This is a genomic window from Streptomyces sp. NPDC026062, from assembly GCF_055568375.1.
This window is the reverse complement of the sequence record NZ_JBVHOQ010000001.1, coordinates 247627-263516: the sequence shown is the minus strand read 5'-3', so window position 1 is coordinate 263516 and position 15890 is coordinate 247627. Positions and strand designations below refer to the sequence as shown.

At 71.3% G+C, this 15890-nt stretch carries 14 protein-coding genes and 1 pseudogene; 6 read left to right on the top strand and 9 right to left on the bottom strand.

The features are described from left to right. Positions 1-137 precede the first annotated feature (137 nt). The 3 genes from ACZ4LX_RS01115 to ACZ4LX_RS01105 all read left to right on the top strand — a co-directional run bounded on the left by ACZ4LX_RS01115 (position 138) and on the right by ACZ4LX_RS01105 (position 2715). Entirely contained in the window at positions 138-1154 is a 1017-nt protein-coding gene (locus ACZ4LX_RS01115) for a zinc-dependent alcohol dehydrogenase family protein (RefSeq protein ID WP_467636456.1), read from the top strand. Positions 1155-1270: 116 nt separating this feature from the next. After that, positions 1271-1681, top strand: a complete 411-nt coding sequence (locus tag ACZ4LX_RS01110) for a (R)-mandelonitrile lyase (RefSeq protein WP_467636453.1) — start codon at positions 1271-1273, stop codon at positions 1679-1681. Between the two features lie 98 nt (positions 1682-1779). After that, positions 1780-2715 carry a class I SAM-dependent methyltransferase gene (locus ACZ4LX_RS01105; protein WP_467636448.1) on the top strand — a complete coding sequence of 312 codons (936 nt, stop codon included), beginning with the start codon at positions 1780-1782 and terminating at the stop codon, positions 2713-2715. 10 nt (positions 2716-2725) lie between these two features. Here the strand turns inward: ACZ4LX_RS01105 and ACZ4LX_RS01100 are convergent, their stop codons facing one another. The 4 genes from ACZ4LX_RS01100 to ACZ4LX_RS01085 all read right to left on the bottom strand — a co-directional run bounded on the left by ACZ4LX_RS01100 (position 2726) and on the right by ACZ4LX_RS01085 (position 7495). Beyond that, a complete protein-coding gene (locus tag ACZ4LX_RS01100; RefSeq protein WP_467636445.1) occupies positions 2726-3202 on the bottom strand; it encodes an RICIN domain-containing protein in 477 nt (158 codons plus the stop codon). Positions 3203-3393: 191 nt separating this feature from the next. Beyond that, on the bottom strand, positions 3394-4230 hold the full coding sequence (locus ACZ4LX_RS01095) for an aldo/keto reductase (protein WP_467636440.1): 837 nt from the start codon (positions 4228-4230) through the stop codon (positions 3394-3396). A gap of 220 nt (positions 4231-4450) precedes the next feature. Further along, positions 4451-6250 (bottom strand): AMP-dependent synthetase/ligase, encoded by a 1800-nt coding sequence (locus ACZ4LX_RS01090; RefSeq protein WP_467636869.1) that lies wholly within the window; start codon positions 6248-6250, stop codon positions 4451-4453. A 342-nt stretch (positions 6251-6592) separates the two neighbouring features. After that, positions 6593-7495 (bottom strand): LysR substrate-binding domain-containing protein, encoded by a 903-nt coding sequence (locus ACZ4LX_RS01085; protein WP_467636435.1) that lies wholly within the window; start codon positions 7493-7495, stop codon positions 6593-6595. A gap of 118 nt (positions 7496-7613) precedes the next feature. Here ACZ4LX_RS01085 and ACZ4LX_RS01080 point away from each other — a divergent pair, with 118 nt between their 5' ends. Continuing rightward, a complete protein-coding gene (locus ACZ4LX_RS01080; RefSeq protein WP_467636432.1) occupies positions 7614-8642 on the top strand; it encodes a bile acid:sodium symporter family protein in 1029 nt (342 codons plus the stop codon). Positions 8643-8723: 81 nt separating this feature from the next. On the opposite strand, the gene fdhD is transcribed toward ACZ4LX_RS01080, so the two are convergent. The 4 genes and pseudogenes from fdhD to ACZ4LX_RS01060 all read right to left on the bottom strand — a co-directional run bounded on the left by fdhD (position 8724) and on the right by ACZ4LX_RS01060 (position 12816). Beyond that, positions 8724-9572 (bottom strand): formate dehydrogenase accessory sulfurtransferase FdhD, encoded by an 849-nt coding sequence (gene fdhD / locus ACZ4LX_RS01075; protein WP_467636429.1) that lies wholly within the window; start codon positions 9570-9572, stop codon positions 8724-8726. Between the two features lie 5 nt (positions 9573-9577). Further along, positions 9578-10108, bottom strand: coding sequence for a 4Fe-4S binding protein (locus ACZ4LX_RS01070; RefSeq protein WP_467636865.1), 531 nt, complete (start codon positions 10106-10108; stop codon positions 9578-9580). A gap of 327 nt (positions 10109-10435) precedes the next feature. Beyond that, a pseudogene (locus tag ACZ4LX_RS01065) lies at positions 10436-10864 on the bottom strand (NADH-quinone oxidoreductase subunit NuoE family protein); the annotation flags it as partial. Then, the gene (locus tag ACZ4LX_RS01060; RefSeq protein ID WP_467636426.1) at positions 10855-12816 is read right to left on the bottom strand and encodes a molybdopterin oxidoreductase family protein; all 1962 of its coding nucleotides are present in this window, start codon (positions 12814-12816) and stop codon (positions 10855-10857) included. The pseudogene ACZ4LX_RS01065 and the gene ACZ4LX_RS01060, both read right to left, overlap by 10 nt. Before the next feature lie 343 nt (positions 12817-13159). Between ACZ4LX_RS01060 and ACZ4LX_RS01055 the strand changes: the two genes are divergently transcribed. Together ACZ4LX_RS01055 and ACZ4LX_RS01050 are read left to right on the top strand one after the other, a co-directional pair. After that, positions 13160-14110, top strand: coding sequence for a beta-ketoacyl-ACP synthase III (locus ACZ4LX_RS01055; protein WP_467636422.1), 951 nt, complete (start codon positions 13160-13162; stop codon positions 14108-14110). 64 nt (positions 14111-14174) lie between these two features. Further along, the gene (locus ACZ4LX_RS01050; protein WP_467636418.1) at positions 14175-14852 is read left to right on the top strand and encodes a GntR family transcriptional regulator; all 678 of its coding nucleotides are present in this window, start codon (positions 14175-14177) and stop codon (positions 14850-14852) included. A 91-nt stretch (positions 14853-14943) separates the two neighbouring features. On the opposite strand, the gene ACZ4LX_RS01045 is transcribed toward ACZ4LX_RS01050, so the two are convergent. Next, entirely contained in the window at positions 14944-15786 is an 843-nt protein-coding gene (locus ACZ4LX_RS01045) for a helix-turn-helix domain-containing protein (protein ID WP_467636414.1), read from the bottom strand. Positions 15787-15890: the final 104 nt, after the last annotated feature.

Below are 15890 nucleotides of genomic sequence, written 5' to 3'. Positions count from 1 at the left end.
TGGATGACGTGGCGTTTTCCCGGCCGCCTGCCGTCAGCAGCGGGAGCGCCACGGTCCCACGGCGCTCCCGCACCCCCGGAGCGTCGGCACGCGGGTCGTCCCCAGGGGCCGGCCCCCTCGTACGTAAGGAACTCCTGATGCGCGGAGCAATGATCTACGCCCCCGGCGATGTGCGCTTCGAGACCGTGGACGACGCGAAGATCCTGCGGCCCACCGATGCCGTCATCCGTACGGCCGTCACCTGCGTCTGCGGCTCCGACCTGTGGCCCTACCGCGGTGCTGAGCCGATCGGCGACCCGCACCCGATGGGCCACGAGTACGCCGGCTTCGTGGAGGAGGTCGGCTCCGAGGTCACCTCACTGCGACCGGGCCAGTTCGTCGTCGGCTCCTTCGCGACCTCGGACAACACCTGCGTGAACTGCGCGAACGGTTTCCAGTCGAACTGTCTGCACCGCGAGTTCATGTCGACCTGCCAGGCCGAGTACGTGCGCATCCCCAACGCCCAGGGCACCCTGGTCGCCACCGAGGAAGTGCCCGGCGAGGAGTTCTGGCCGGGTCTGCTGGCCGTGTCCGACGTGATGGGCACCGGCTGGTGGGCCGCCGACGCGGCCGAGGTCAGGCCCGGCTCGACGGCCGTGGTCGTCGGCGACGGGGCGGTCGGCCTGTGCGGGGTCATCGCGGCGAAGGAGATGGGGGCGGAGCGGATCGTGGCGATGTCCCGGCACGAGTCCCGGCAGAAGCTGGCCCTTGAGTTCGGCGCCACCGACATCGTCACCGAGCGTGGCGAGGAGGGCGTGGCCCGGGTCCTGGAGCTGACCGGCGGGACCGGCGCCGACAGCGTGCTGGAGTGCGTCGGCACCGCCGAGGCCATGCGGCAGGCCCTGCACTCGGCCCGGCCCGGCGGCAATGTCGGCTTCGTCGGCGTCCCGCACGAGGTGGCCCTCGACGGCCAGGAACTGTTCTTCTCCCACGTCGGCCTGCGTGGCGGTCCGGCACCCGTACGCCGCTACCTCCCCGACCTCATCGACCGCGTCCTCACCCGCCGGATCGACCCGGGCAAGGTCTTCGACCTCACCCTGCCCCTGGACCAGGTCGCCGAGGGCTACCGTGCGATGGACGAGCGCCGCGCCATCAAGACCCTCCTCAAGCCCTGATGCCCCGGTCCGACCCGGCCGGGGGAGCCTCCCCCTTCGCTCCCCGGCCGGGGGAGCCTCCCCCTTCGCTCCCCGGCCGGGGCACATCTCCTTTCGCCACTCACCCAAGGAATGACATGCAGATCACCCGCAGTTCGATCGACACCGTCAAGGGCCCGGCCGACTGGTTCACCGGTGACGTGTACATCGACCCCGTCGCCGCGGCCGCCGCCCCGTCCCGGGTCACCGCGAGCCTGGTCCACTTCATGCCGGGCGCCCGAACCCACTGGCACCGCCACCCACTCGGCCAGACCGTGTTCGTCACCGAGGGCGTGGGCCTGTGCGGGCGCCGCGGCGGACCGGTCGAGGTCATCCGGCCCGGTGACCGCGTCCTGTTCGAGGCGGACGAGGAGCACTGGCACGGCGCCGCCCCGAACCGGCTGATGGTCCACCTGGCCATCAACGAGGGTGACTCCGACCACGACGTCGTGCACTGGCTGAACCCCGTCACCGACGAGGAGTACCTCGCCACCCCACCCAGTGCCTGAAAGAGCCGTCCCGTCCGCCGCCGGAGAGAGGAAGGGGACGGCTTGCCGTAATGGCAAGAAAGTTTGCTCCATCGTTGCAGTGCGGTGAGGCTGGGCCCATGAGCAATCACACCGGGCACGGTCACCACCACGACGGCACCGACACGCACGATCACCGGGGAAGTGGTGCGCACGGACACCATCACGGCTCCGCCGACCCCGACTGGGACGTCATGGGCCCGCTGCTTGAGCAGAACGCCGAACTCAGCGGCGAGCAGTACACGCAGGCCGCCCGCTGGATCGCCGGGCTGCCCGATGCCCCGAAGGTGCGCAGGGTCCTGGACATCGGCAGCGGACCGGGCGTGGTCTCCTGTCTGCTTGCCGAGACGTTCCCCGACGCGGAGGTCGTCGCGGTCGACGGCACCCCCGCCCTGCTGGCGCGCACGCGCGACCGCGCCGGGCGGCTCGGGCTCGGGGAGCGGGTCAGCACGCTGCACGCCGAGCTGCCCGGTGAACTCGCGGAGCTGGGGCGGGCCGACCTGATCTGGGCGGGGAACACACTGCACCACATGGGCGACCAGCGCGCCGTGCTGGCCGGCTTCGGCGAGCTGCTGAACCCCGGCGGCACCGTCGCACTCGTCGAGGGCGGGCTCCAGCCGCGTCAGCTCCCGCGCGACCTCGGCTTCGGCCGGCCCGGCCTGGAGGCGCGTATGGAGGCGGTGCAGGCCGAGGCCTTCGAGGAGATGCGGGCGGAGCTGCCCGACGCCCGGCGGGAGAACGAGGACTGGGCAGCCCTGTTCACCGCGGTGGGCCTCGCCCCGCAGGGCACCCGGAGTTTCCTGCTCGACCTGCCCGCACCGCTCGGCGAGGTGGCGCGTGACCACGTCGTCGCCGAACTCTCCCGCCGCCGCGACGGGCTGCGCGACAGGCTCGACGCCGACGACATCGCGGTGCTGGACCGCCTGCTCGACCCCGAGGACCCGGCCGGACTGAGCCGCCGCCGCGACACCTACCTGCTCCTGGCCCGCACGGTCCACCTGGGCCGCCGCGCCTGAGTGCCGAGCCTCAGGCCGTGCCGGACACCGGCTCCAGCCGCCACCACTGGCCGGGGGAGTCGGTGTCCTCCCACTGCTGGACCGGTGCCCCCTTCGCCGTACTTCCGTCGGCGACCTCAAGGACCAGTCCGCTCACGAAGCTGACGAGCGTCACCGTGCCCGGCGCCTCCAGATGCCGCTCGATCAGCCACTCCTGGGCACCGAAGTTGTTCGCGCGCCACTGCTGGATCACGGCCCCGTTCTCCACGGAGGCGCCGCGCACATCCAGCCGCTTGCCGCTGTGGGCGTTGACCACGTGGTGCAGGGCCGCGCCCTCGTGGACGGGGGTGAACTCCCAGTGCTGGGAAGCCGATCCATCGGCCTCGTTCTGCTGTACGGGTGCGCCGCCGCGCTGTGCGGCCTCCCGGACCTCCAGCACCAGCCCGCTGCTCACATTGCGCAGCCGGTAAAGACCCGTCCCGACGGCGGGTGTGGTGTCCCCGGTCATGTTTTTCCGGTCCCTTCATGGCGGCTCGCTCAGCCTGTGCCGACCTTCGCAGCCCGTACTTCGTGTCCTGCACGTCGCCTGCGTGCCCTGCGTGTCCCGCTTGCCCTGCGCGTACGGCCCGTACAGCGAGACCGCCGCCCGGCTCCGGCCGGGCGGCGGTCTCAGTTGGTGCGGCGGTGGTACGCCGGGCCTCAGGCGCCGAGGTTGAACTCGCCCGGGTTCGGGCCGAGCCGCTTGCCCTCGTCCAGTGCCGCGAACGCGGCCAGGTCGTCGGCGTCCAGCTCGAAGCCGAACACGTCGATGTTCTCCGCGATCCGCGACGGTGTCACGGACTTGGGGATCACCACGTTGCCCGTCTGGAGGTGCCAGCGCAGAACGGCCTGCGCGGGGGTGCGGCCGTGCTTCCGCGCGACCGCGACGACCGTCGGGACCTCCAGGAGTCCCTTGCCCGAACCGAGCGGGGACCACGCCTCGGTGGCGATGCCGTGCTTGGCGTGCAGCGCACGCGACTCGGCCTGCTGGAGCTGCGGGTGCAGCTCGATCTGGTTGAGCGCCGGCACCACGGAGGTCTCGCCCAGCAGGCGCTCCAGGTGCTCGGGAAGGAAGTTCGAGACGCCGATGGCCTTCGCGCGGCCGTCGGCGTAGATCTTCTCCAGCGCCCGGTACGTGTCGACATAGGCGTCCTTGGCCGGTACCGGCCAGTGGATCAGGTACAGGTCGACGTGGTCGAGGCCCAGCTTGTCGAGGGAGGCGTCGAAGGCGCGCAGCGTCGCATCGTAGCCCTGCTCCGTGTTCCACAGCTTCGTGGTCACGAAAAGCTCTTCGCGGGCGACACCGGAGGCCGCGATCGCCTTTCCGGTGCCCGCCTCGTTCTGGTAGATCGCGGCGGTGTCGATGCTGCGGTACCCGGCCTCGATGGCCGTGGCGACCGCTTTCGCGGCCTCGTTGTCCGGCACCTGCCAGACTCCGAAACCGAGCTGCGGCATCTCGACGCCGTTGTTGAGGGTGAGGGAGGGGACCTGGCTCACGAGCGGTCGATCCTAACGTTGTGGGGTGGGACTCGATGGGACTCCCAGGGTGAACGATCAAGACGGCCCGCACATTCCCGTCCGCGCGCCGTTTCACCGGAACGGTACTCCCGGCGCGGCACCCACGCCGGGCCACGCACGGGGACAGGGCCGACGCACGGGAGCGGCCTCAGCGCGCCGGACCGCGGCCGGGCCCGGCCACGCACCGGACCGCGGCCCGTCAGCGGTAGAGCGCGTCCACCTCGGTGGCGTACGCCGCCTCGATTGTCTTGCGCTTCAGTTTCAGTGACGGCGTGAGCAGACCGTGTTCCTCGGTGAACTGGTGGGCCAGGATCCGGAACGTACGGATCGACTCGGCCTGGGAGACCGCCGTGTTCGCGGCCACCACCGCGCGCCGGACCTCCATCTCCAGATCCGGGTCCCGCACCAGTTCCGCCGGGGACAGCGGCTGCCGCCCCTGCATGGCGAGCCAGTGCTCCACGGACTCCTGGTCGATGGTGACCAGCGCCGCGATGTACGGCCGGTCGTTGCCGACCACGATGCACTGAGCGACCAGCGGATGTGCCCGCACCCGCTCCTCCAGGCCCGTCGGCGAGACGCTCTTCCCACCGGACGTCACCAGGATCTCCTTCTTGCGCCCGGTGATCGTCAGATAGCCGTCCTCGTCCAGCGACCCCAGGTCGCCGGTGGACAGCCAGCCCTCGTTGAGCACCGCGGCGGTGGACTTCGGATCGCCCAGATATCCGCCGAAGACGTTGGCGCCGTACACCCATATCTCGCCGTCGTCGGCGATGTGCACGGTCGTGCCGGGGATCGGCTGCCCCACCGTGCCGTACCGGGTGCGCTCAGGGGGGTTGGCGGTGGCGGCGGCCGTCGTCTCGGTCAGTCCGTACCCCTCGTACACGGTGACACCGGCGCCCTCGAAGAACAGCCCGAGCTGCCGCTCCATCCCCGAACCGCCCGACATCGCGTGCCGGATCCGGCCGCCCATCGCCTCGCGCACCTTCTTGTACACGACCTTGTCGAAGAACTGGTGCTGCATCCGCAGCCCGGCGGACGGCCCCGGGCCGGTGCCGAACGCCCGCGCCTCCATCGCCTCCGCGTACTTCACCGCGATGTCGACGGCTTTGTCGAACGGCCCGATCCGGCCCTCCGTCTCGGCCTTGCGCCGGGCCCCGTTGAAGACCTTCTCGAAGATGTACGGCACCGCCAGGATGAACGTGGGACGGAACGACACCAGGTCCGGCATCAGCGCCTTCGCCGACAGCTCCGGCTGGTGGCCCAGCTTCACCCGGCCGCGGATCGCCGCGACCTCCACCATTCGCCCGAAGACGTGTGCCAGCGGCAGGAAGAGCAGAGTCGCCGCCTCGTCGCCCGGCCTGGAGTGGAAGACCGACTCCCAGCGCGAGGCCATGGTCTCCGTCTCGAACATGAAGTTGGCGTGCGTGATCACACAGCCCTTCGGGCGCCCCGTAGTCCCCGAGGTGTAGATGATGGTCGCGACCGACTCGGGTGTCACCGCGCGACGGTGCCGGTGTACGACCTCGTCGTCGATATGGGCACCGGCCTCGATCAGCTCGGTCACCGCGTCGGCGTCCAGCTGCCACAGCCGCTTCAGCTGCGGCAGCCGGTCGATCACCGACGCGATCGTCATCGCGTGGTCCTCGTGCTCGACCATCACCGCCGAGACCTCGGCGTCGTGCAGCATCCACAGGACCTGCTCGGCCGAGGACGTCGGATAGACGGGCACGGACTGCGCACCGACCGCCCACAGGGCGAAGTCGAAGACGGTCCACTCGTAACGGGTACGCGACACCAGGGCGACCCGGTCGCCGAACCGCACCCCGTGCGCGATCAGCCCCTTGGCCACCGCCAGTACCTCGTCGCGGAACGTCGCCGAGGTGACATCCCGCCAGCGCCCGTCCGCGTCCTTCCGGCCGAGGGCGATCCGGTGCGGATCCTCCTCGGCGTAGTCGAACACGACATCCGCGAGCCCGCCTACGTGGGGCGCGGCCGCCATGGGTGGGACAGTGAACTCACGCATTGACCTGCTCCTTGTGGCGCTCCGCACAGCGCCGTGACGCTACCCCACCGAGCGCCGCTCCGGGAGAGCCGCAGGCATTCCGCACCAGGTGCCCCCTGCACGGGACAGGCGGCGAAATCCGGCCAGATGGGCAAGGCCCGGACGCGCTTCCGACCAAGGAGTAAGTGGCTCGCGCGCGAATCTCCACCGAATCTGAACGCCGCGATCACTGCGTTCTGTGGGGGTACGGGCGATCGGTCCGGATCCGCCGGGCCGGCCGGGGCCGGCCGCTCCGGTGAGTCCTGCCGTGCCTGCCGTTCTTCCCGTCCCCGCCCGCCGTCATGCGCGGCTCCCCGTGCCGATCGCGCCGATCTCCCCGCGCGGGCGGATCAGCCGGTCGCCGCCCGCCAGGATCGCCGCCGCCAGCGCGTTCGCCGCCTGCTGCGCGCCGCCCCGGTGCCTGCCGTGCAGCAGGACGAAGTCCACGTCGCCGAGTTCCGGCAGCCCCTCCCGGGCAGCCACCGGGACCAGTCCGGGCGGGACCAGACCGCGGCTGTGCGCCATCACACCGAGCCCGGCATGGGCGGCCGCGATCAGCCCGCTGAGGCTGCCGCTCGTGCACGCGATCCGCCAGGAGCGGCCCTGCTCCTCCAGGACCTCCAGCGCGCGGGCCCGGGTGATGCCCGGCGGCGGGAAGAGGATCAGCGGCACCGGGCGGTCCGGATCGATCCGCAGCCCCGGCGCGCCGATCCAGGTCAGCGCGTCCTGCCAGACCAGTTCCCCGTGGGTGTCCCCGGTCCGCCGCTTGGCGAGCACCAGATCGAGCCGGCCCGCCGCCAGCTGCCGGTGCAGGGTGCCCGACAGCTCCACGGTCAGCTCCAGCTCCACCTCCGGATGGTCGTGGCGGAACGACTGGAGGATCTCCGGCAGCCGGGTCAGTACGAAGTCCTCCGACGCCCCGAAGCGCAGCCGCCCGCGCAGCCGGGTCCCCGTGAAGAAGGCCGACGCCCGCTCATGGGCCTCCAGGATCGTCCGCGCGAAGCCGAGCATCGCCTCGCCGTCCACCGTGAGATCGACCCGGTGCGTGTCCCGGGCGAACAGCTGACGCCCGGTCGCGTCCTCCAGCCGCCGCACATGCTGGCTCACCGTGGACTGCCGTACCCCGAGCCGGCGGGCTGCCGCCGTGAAGCTGAGGGTCTGGGCGACGGCGAGGAAGGTGCGCAGCTGCGAGGGGTCGTACACACAAGGAGGTTATCGCGATCCGCGATCACAGTCAGAGCGGTATACCGGATTCCCGATGTCGGTGATCAGGAGCAGGATGAGGAGGGCACGACCATGAACGAGAGAACACGTGGAGCACATGAGCCGCCGCACCCCGCAGCTGCCGTCCTGGCTGCCGATCGACCCGTACATCATGGCGTTGATCGGCACCGTCGTACTCGCGGCTCTGCTGCCGGCCTCCGGCGCCGCGGCCGATGTGGCGGGCGGGGCGTCCACGGGGGCGGTCGCCTTCCTGTTCTTCCTCTACGGCGCACGGCTCTCCACCAGGGAAGCGCTCGACGGATTCAGGCATTGGCGGCTGCACCTCACCGTCCTGGCCTGCACCTTTGTCGCCTTCCCGCTGCTGGGGCTGGCGAGCGGGGGCCTGGTGCCCCTCGTGCTGACGCCCGAGTTGCAGAGCGGGTTCCTCTTCCTCTGTCTCGTCCCCTCGACGATCCAGTCCTCGATCGCCTTCACCTCGATCGCCCGGGGAAATGTGCCCGCCGCGATCTGCGCGGGCTCCTTCTCCTCGATCGCCGGCATCTTCCTCACCCCGCTGCTCGCGGCGGCACTCCTCGGCAACAGCGGTGGCGGGTTCTCCGCCGACGCCCTGCTGAAGATCGGCGTCCAGCTCCTGCTGCCGTTCGTCGCGGGTCAGCTGCTGCGCCGCTGGATCGGCGGGTTCATCGCCCGTCACAGGAAGGTCCTGGGCCATGTGGACCGGGGATCGATCCTGCTGGTCGTCTACACCGCGTTCAGCGAGGGCATGGTCGCGGGCGTCTGGCACCAGGTCACCCCCGCCCGGCTCGGTGCGCTGCTCGGTGCCGAGGCCGTGCTGCTCGCGCTCATGCTCGCCCTGAGCTGGTACGGGGCGAAACGGCTCGGGTTCGGCCGCGAGGACCGTATCGCCATCCAGTTCGCCGGATCCAAGAAGAGCCTCGCCTCGGGGCTGCCGATGGCCAGCGTTCTGTTCGGCGCGCAGGCGAGCCTCGCCGTGCTGCCGCTGATGCTCTTCCACCAGATGCAGCTCATGGTGTGCGCGGTGATCGCCAGGCGGCGCTCCCGCGATCCGGGGGAAGTGCTCACGGACGGCTCCGGGGCCGTGCGGGAGGCCTTGCCGGTGGGCTGAGGCCGGCCGGCGCAGGGGGCGCTCCCCGCCGGCCGGACCCCCTCGGGGGCTGCCCCTCACCCGTGCGGCGGGCGGAGCTCCTCAGCCCTGGACGGCCGTCGCCTCCAGGGCGATGCGATGCTCTCCCGCGTACACGTTCATGGAAGGTCCCCGAAGGAATCCGACCAGGGTCAGACCGCTCTCGGCCGCCAGGTCGACCGCGAGGGACGACGGCGCCGAAACGGCGGCCAGCATCGGGATCCCGGCCATCACCGCCTTCTGCGCCAGTTCGAACGAGGCCCGGCCCGAGACCAGCAGGATCGACCGGGTCAGCGGCAGCCGGCCGTCAGTCAGGGCCCGGCCCACCAGCTTGTCGACCGCGTTGTGCCGGCCGACGTCCTCCCGTACGTCGATCAGCTCGCCCGTCTCGGAGAACAGGGCCGCCGCGTGCAGGCCCCCGGTCCGGTCGAAGACCCGCTGCGAGGCACGCAGCCGGTCGGGGAGCGCGGCCAGCAGCTCGGGCCCGACCCGCACCGGGGGCGAGTCCGCGACCGGGTGCCGGGTCGTGGTGCGCACCGCGTCCAGGCTGGCCTTGCCGCACAGACCGCAGGAGGACGTCGTGTACACGTTGCGCTCCAGCGTGATGTCGGGGACCACGACGCCGGGCGCGAGCTTCACGTCCACCACGTTGTAGGTGTTCACCCCGTCGGCCGTCGCCCCGGCGCAGTACACGATCGACCGGACCTCGGATCCGTCACCGATCACGCCCTCGCTCACCAGGAAGCCGGCCGCCAGCGCGAAGTCGTCGCCCGGGGTGCGCATGGTGATGGCCAGCGCCCTGCCGTTCAGCCGTATCTCCAGCGGCTCCTCGGCGACGAGGGTGTCGGGGCGGGTGGAGACGGCTCCGTCCCGGATGCGGATGGTGCGGCGGCGCTCGGTGACCCGTCCCATGACAGTCAGACCCGATTCTGTACGTGTTGGAAGCCGAAACGGCCCTTGATGCAGATGTTGCCGTGGGTCACCGGATTGTCGTGCGGCGAGGTGACCTTGACGATCTCATTGTCCTGCACATGGAGTGTGACGTTGCAGCCGACTCCGCAGTACGCGCAGACCGTGGTGGTCTCCGTCTGCGCCGGTTCGTCCCAGGTCCCGGCCGCACGCATGTCGAACTCGGTCTTGAAGGAGAGCGCTCCGGTCGGGCACACCTCGATGCAGTTGCCGCAGTAGACACAGGCCGATTCGGTGAGCGGCACCCCGTACTCGGTCGAGACACGGGCGCCGATGGCGTAGCCGGCCACGGTCATCGCCTCGACGAGGGCGTACGGGTCGCCCTCCATCAGCACCCGGTCCTTGAAGGTGCCCGGCTCGCTCTCGTCCGCGTTGCAGACGAGGTAGTGCGGGCCGTCGGGCTGCGGGGCCGTGGCCTCCCACTTGCGCCCGGTCGGGAACGCGGCGCCGCCCCTGCCGACGAGTCCGGCGTCCAGCACTTCGCGGATGACGCCCGCGGGGCCGAGGGCGAAGGCGCGGCGCAGGGCGGTGTAGCCGCCGTGCGCCCGGTAGTCGTCGAGGGAGGCGGGGTCGGTGGTGCCGACACGTTCGAGGAGGACGAGGCGGCCGTTTCCGGCCTGGGAGACGGCGGCCCCGGGCGGGGGCTCGGCGGGGGAGGTCTCCGGGGTACCGCGGGCCGCCGCGGTCAGGGCCTCGGCGGTGGCGGGCGCGACGACCGCCGAGGTGTGCGGGGAACCCGCCCGGATCAGCAGCGCCGCCGGAGCCCGTTCGCACAGGCCCAGACAGGGGCTCTCCTGCCAGACCGCTCCCTCCGCGGCCGCACCCGCCGGGGCGAAGGCCTCCGTCAGGTCCGCGCACACCGCGGCCGAGCCGCGGGCCGCGCAGGCCAGGTCCGTGCAGACATGGAGGACCTTCGCCGGGCGGGGGCGCAGCGAGAACATCGCGTAGAACGTCGCCACGCCGTACGCCTCGGCCGGGGCCACCGTCAGCCGGCGGCAGATGTAGCCGAGCGCGCCCTCGCTGATCCAGCCGGTCCGGTCGTTCACCGCGTGCAGGGCGGGCAGCAGCCTGTTGCGCCGGTCCTTCGCGGCCGACGCGCCGCCGCGCGCCCACCGCAGATCCTCGTCGCCGCGCGTCGTGCCGCCCTCCCAGCCCGACGGCGGCGGCCCCAACAGGGCGTCCACCGCCTCCCGTTCGGCATCAGTCGGTTCGGCTTCCGGACATCTCAGGTCCATGCGGGCACCAGCTTCTCGATCCGCACGGCGGACGCCTTGAACTCGGCGGTGCCGGCGATCGGGCAGTTCGCCTCGATCGTCAGCGCGTTGGTGTCGACCTCGTCCGGGAAGTGCATCGTCATGAAGGCGAGCCCCGGACGCAGTCCGGGATCTATCCACACGGGCGCGGTGACGCTGCCCCGCCTGGACGAGACCCGCACTTCCTCACCGGTCGCGACACCGTAGGCGGCCGCGTCCTCGGGGCAGAGCTCGATGTACTCGCCCCGCCGCAGCGGTGAAGCGTAACCACTGCTCTGCACACCGGTGTTGTACGAGTCGAGGCGACGGCCTGTCGTCAGGCGCAGGGGGTACACCTCGTCCGTGAGGTCGACCGGCGGATCGTGCCGGACGAGCCCGAAGGGGGCGGCCGGGCCCCGGCGTACCGGATCGGTCTCCCAGAGCCGGGCGTGCAGGAAGCCCGATGGGAGCTTCTCCGTGTCGGGGCAGGGCCACTGGAGGCCCTGGTGCTCCTCCAGCCGGTCATACGTCATCCCGAAGTGGTCGGGCGAGAGCGAACGCAGCTCGTTCCAGACCGTCTCGGCGTCCGTGAACTTCCATGCGTGGCCCAGGCGTCCGGCCAGGGAACAGATGATCTCGATGTCCTCCCGGGCCTCGCCCGGCGGCACCAGCGCCGCCCGCACCCGTTGCACCCGGCGCTCGCTGTTGGTCGTCGTCCCGTCCGTCTCCGCCCAGGCGGCCGTCGCCGGCAGGACGAGATCCGCGAGTTCCGCGGTCTTCGTCAGGAAGATGTCCTGGACCACCAGATGGTCCAGGGACCGCAGCCGCCGCACCGCCTGTTCGCTGTCGGCCTCCGACTGGGCCGGGTTCTCGCCGATGCAGTAGACCGCGTGCAGCTCACCGCTCTCCATCGACTCGAACATCTCGGTGAGCGTCTTGCCGTACCGGGGCTGGATGACGGTGTCCCAGGTCCGTTCGAACTTCTGCCGGGAGGCCGGGTCGAGGATGTCCTGGAAGCCGGGCAGCTTGTTGGGGATGGCGCCCATGTCACCGCCGCCCTGCACGTTGTTCTGGCCGCGCAGGGGCTGGACGCCGGACCCGTACCGGCCGACGTGCCCGGTGAGCATCGACAGGTTGATCAGCGCGCGGACGTTGTCGGTGCCGTTGTGGTGCTCGGTAATGCCATCGGTGCCGTTGTGGTGCTCGGTAATGCCAAGGGTCCAGCACAGCTGGGCCCGTTCGGCGGTGGCGTAGGCGTGGGCCAGATCGCGGACGGCCCCGGCGGGCGCCCCGGTCACCTGCTCGGCCGCCGAGAGCGTCCACGGCTCGACGAGCGCCGCGTACTCCTCGAAGCCCGTCGTCGCGCGGGCCACGAACGCCTCGTTGACCAGCCCGGCATGGATGATCTCCCGGCCGACGGCGTGGGCGATGTCGGTACCGACGTTCGGACCGAGCCAGCTCTCCGCCCACTGGGCCGTCGAGGTGCGGCGCGGATCGACGGCGTACATACGGGCGCCGTTGCGGATGCCCTTCAGTACGTGCTGGAAGAAGATCGGGTGTGCGAACCGGGCGTTGGAACCCCACATCACGATGAGGTCCGTCTGCTCGACCTCCTCGTACGAGGAGGTGCCGCCGCCCGATCCGAAGGCCGCGGAGAGACCGGCGACGCTCGGGGCGTGACAGGTGCGGTTGCAGGAGTCCACGTTGTTGGTGCCCATCACCACCCGGGTGAACTTCTGCGCCACGTAGTTCATCTCGTTCGTGGCGCGGGCGCAGGACAGCATCGCGAAGGCGTCGGGGCCGTACGCCCGACGGGCCTGCCGGAACCCGGCGGCCGCGCGGTCCAGCGCCTCGTCCCAGCCTGCCTGCCTCAGCACACCGTCCGTGTCCCGGACCAGAGGGTGCGTCAGCCGCTCGTACCGCCTGGGCTCGCGCCGCTTGCGGTTGTTGTTCATGGTGCGCTCCCTTCCCGCACCGGGGAGGTGCGGGCGAGGAGGGCGGAGGTCTGGTGGCCGCCGGCGCGCTCGGCGCCGGCTCCTGCGACGTTCACGGGGCTCTCCGTTCGGTAGCCGACCTAGCGAGGCGGAGTGGGGGACGTGCGGGAGAGAGGAGCCGAGGAGAACGGAAGATGCTGTCAGTCGACAGAATGTTGTCTACAGTATGCAAATCAAACGGTCAAGACTGTTGTCAAGCCTCCAACCTCCGGCCGGTATTCCTGTGGGATCACGTGCCCTTGTACCGGGCGGTAGCGACCAAGACTGGATGGTTCCTGCCATATGTAGCGAGGGGAACCTGAATATGACCGGCTCGCGTGTCGTGGCGCTCGGCCACTATCAGCCCGCCAAGGTGCTCACCAATCAAGATCTGGCGGCGATGGTCGACACCAGCGACGAGTGGATCACCAGCCGCGTCGGCATCAAGACCCGGCACCTCGGTGGTCCCGATGAGCCGGTGGACGAGCTGGCCGCGCACGCGGCGGCCAAGGCGCTCGCCGCCGCCGGTCTTCAGCCGGCCGACATCGATCTGGTTCTGGTCGCCACCTCCACCGCGATCGACCGCTCGCCGAGCATGTCGGCGCGGGTCGCGGCGCGCCTCGGCATGTCCTCGCCCGCGGTGATGGACATCAATGTGGTCTGTTCCGGATTCACCCACGCCCTCGCCACCGCCGACCACGCCCTGCGGGCCGGTGCCGCCACGCGCGCCCTCGTGATCGGCGCCGACAAGATGGGCGACATCGTCGACTGGACCGACCGCTCCAGCTGCGTGCTGATGGGGGACGGCGCCGGTGCGGCCGTCGTGGTCGCCGACTCGGGGGCGGACGGCAGTCCCGGGATCGGGCCGGTGCTGTGGGGTTCGGTGCCGGCGATGGGGGATGCGGTACGGATCGAGGGCACGCCGCCGCGGTTCGCGCAGGAGGGGCAGTCCGTCTACCGCTGGGCCACCACCCAACTGCCGCCCATCGCGCGCAAGGTGTGCGAAAAGGCTGGAATCACCCCCGAGGATCTCGCCGCGGTGGTGTTGCATCAGGCCAATCTGAGGATCATCGAACCCGTCGCCAGGAGGATCGGCGCGGTCAACGCGGTCATCGCCCGGGACGTGGTGGATTCAGGCAATACGTCCGCGGCCTCGATCCCGATGGCCCTGTCCAAGCTGGTGGAGCGGGGCGAGGTAGCCACCGGTGCTCCGGCGCTGCTCTTCGGCTTCGGCGGGAACCTCAGCTATGCCGGACAGGTGATCCGCTGCCCCTGAGGGGCGTTGTGCTCGGTAGACTGTAGACGATAAGCAATTGCTCGTCGCCCGGAGGGGGACCGCGATGTTGTCCACAGGACTGCCGCAGGGGGCCGTGCCGAAGCTGGAACGGCCCGGTCCGCTGCGCGAGCGCGTCTACGAGACGTTGCTCGAACTCATCACCACCCGCGCGCTCCGCCCCGGCCAGCATCTGGTCGAGAGCGAGCTGGCCGGTCATCTCGGCGTGTCCCGGCAGCCGGTGCGTGAGGCGTTGCAGCGGCTCAACACCGAGGGGTGGGTCGATCTGCGCCCCGCCCAGGGTGCGTTCGTCCACGAGCCCACGGAGGAGGAGGCGGACCAGCTGCTGTCGGTGCGTACGCTCCTGGAGGCGGAGGCCGCCCGGCTGGCCGCCGCCAACTCCGGCGCGGCGGGCATCGCGGCCCTGGAGGAGCTCTGTGCCGAGGGGGAGCGGGCCGTCGCCGACGACGATGTGGACCTGGCGGTGGCGACCAACGCCGCGTTCCACGCCAAGGTCATGGAGCTGGCCGGCAATGTCGTCCTCTCCGAACTGGCCGGGCAGGTGGACGCCCGCGTCCGCTGGTACTACACCCCGGTCGCCCGGCAGCGCGGCACCCAGTCCTGGATCGAGCACCGCTCCCTGATCGCCGCGATCTCCTCGCGCGACGAGGAGCGGGCGACGGCGGTCATGCGGGCCCACACCGAGCACACCCGTCAGACGTACCACCAGCGCGAAAAGAGCTGATCCCGCACTCTCCCGCCCCGGACGCCGGGGCGGGGAGCCGGTGTTCGCGCCGGCCCGCACGGCAGCCGCCGGCCGCCGGGCCGGACCGTCCTCAGGCGGGTGTGCCGCGGTCCGGCCACGCGAGGTGGTCAACGGCGAGAAACCGTTCACCGGCCACGGCCGCGGGGGTCGCTCCGGTGAACGCCACGACGTCACGGTGCAGGTGGGGCTGGTCGGTGTAGCCCGCGTCGGCCGCTACCCGGGCCGCAGCCACACCCGCGACCAGACGGTGGGCGGCATGGTCGAAGCGGACCAGCCTCACCGCGCGTTTCGGCGGGATGCCGAGCTGGGACCGGAACCGGGACCACAGCCGCTTGCGGCTCCACCCGACCTCGGCCGCGAGTCCGTCGACCCGGACCAGGCCCCGGCTGCCGATGATCCGGTGCCAGGCCCGGACCACCTCCGGGTCCACCGGTGGCCCGGCCGCGTACCGGCGGACGAGCAGCGCCTCCGTCATCCCGAAGCGGTCCTGCCGCGAGGGTGCTTCGCTCAACCGCTCGCGGATCCGGGATGCCTCCCTTCCCCACAGGTCGTCCAGGGACACGACCGTGCCGTCGAGGCCGGCGGGGGAGACGCCCAGCACCGCGCGTGCGATCACCGGGGACAGCCGCACCTGTACGCACTCGACGTTCTCTCCCCGCACCCGGACCGCGCCACCGGATCCCAGCCCCGGCCCGGCCACGAGGCTTCCCCGCCGGCTCGGCCCGGCAGCGCAGTCGATGACGGGCGAACCGGCGCCGAACTCCAGGAGCAGCGTCACGGCGGGATGCGGGACCATCCGCAGGGTGTCCAGGGCACGCACACGGAACCCGGCCATGCTGAGGCCGGTCACCTTGCCGGGGTGCGGCGGGTTCGCTACGCCCCACACAGACGTACCGTGCGTGAAGGTCCGCATCTCCTCATGCTAAGGGAGTGAGGGAGCGGCCCGCTGGGCGTATCGGGCGGCGCATTCCCGTAGAAGCAGCTGCCGTGCGGTGCGTTGGGCGGCGTGCGCCCCGA

Bases quoted from the DNA above. Each gene is read 5' to 3' on its own strand.
- ACZ4LX_RS01115 (WP_467636456.1), top strand. From the start codon at position 138: ATGCGCGGAGCAATGATCTACGCCCCCGGCGATGTGCGCTTCGAGACC.
- ACZ4LX_RS01110 (WP_467636453.1), top strand. From the start codon at position 1,271: ATGCAGATCACCCGCAGTTCGATCGACACCGTCAAGGGCCCGGCCGAC.
- ACZ4LX_RS01105 (WP_467636448.1), top strand. From the start codon at position 1,780: ATGAGCAATCACACCGGGCACGGTCACCACCACGACGGCACCGACACG.
- ACZ4LX_RS01100 (WP_467636445.1), bottom strand. From the start codon at position 3,202: ATGACCGGGGACACCACACCCGCCGTCGGGACGGGTCTTTACCGGCTG.
- ACZ4LX_RS01090 (WP_467636869.1), bottom strand. From the start codon at position 6,250: ATGGCGGCCGCGCCCCACGTAGGCGGGCTCGCGGATGTCGTGTTCGAC.
- ACZ4LX_RS01080 (WP_467636432.1), top strand. From the start codon at position 7,614: ATGAGCCGCCGCACCCCGCAGCTGCCGTCCTGGCTGCCGATCGACCCG.
- fdhD (WP_467636429.1), bottom strand. From the start codon at position 9,572: ATGGGACGGGTCACCGAGCGCCGCCGCACCATCCGCATCCGGGACGGA.
- ACZ4LX_RS01060 (WP_467636426.1), bottom strand. From the start codon at position 12,816: ATGAACAACAACCGCAAGCGGCGCGAGCCCAGGCGGTACGAGCGGCTG.
- ACZ4LX_RS01055 (WP_467636422.1), top strand. From the start codon at position 13,160: ATGACCGGCTCGCGTGTCGTGGCGCTCGGCCACTATCAGCCCGCCAAG.
- ACZ4LX_RS01050 (WP_467636418.1), top strand. From the start codon at position 14,175: ATGTTGTCCACAGGACTGCCGCAGGGGGCCGTGCCGAAGCTGGAACGG.
- ACZ4LX_RS01045 (WP_467636414.1), bottom strand. From the start codon at position 15,786: ATGCGGACCTTCACGCACGGTACGTCTGTGTGGGGCGTAGCGAACCCG.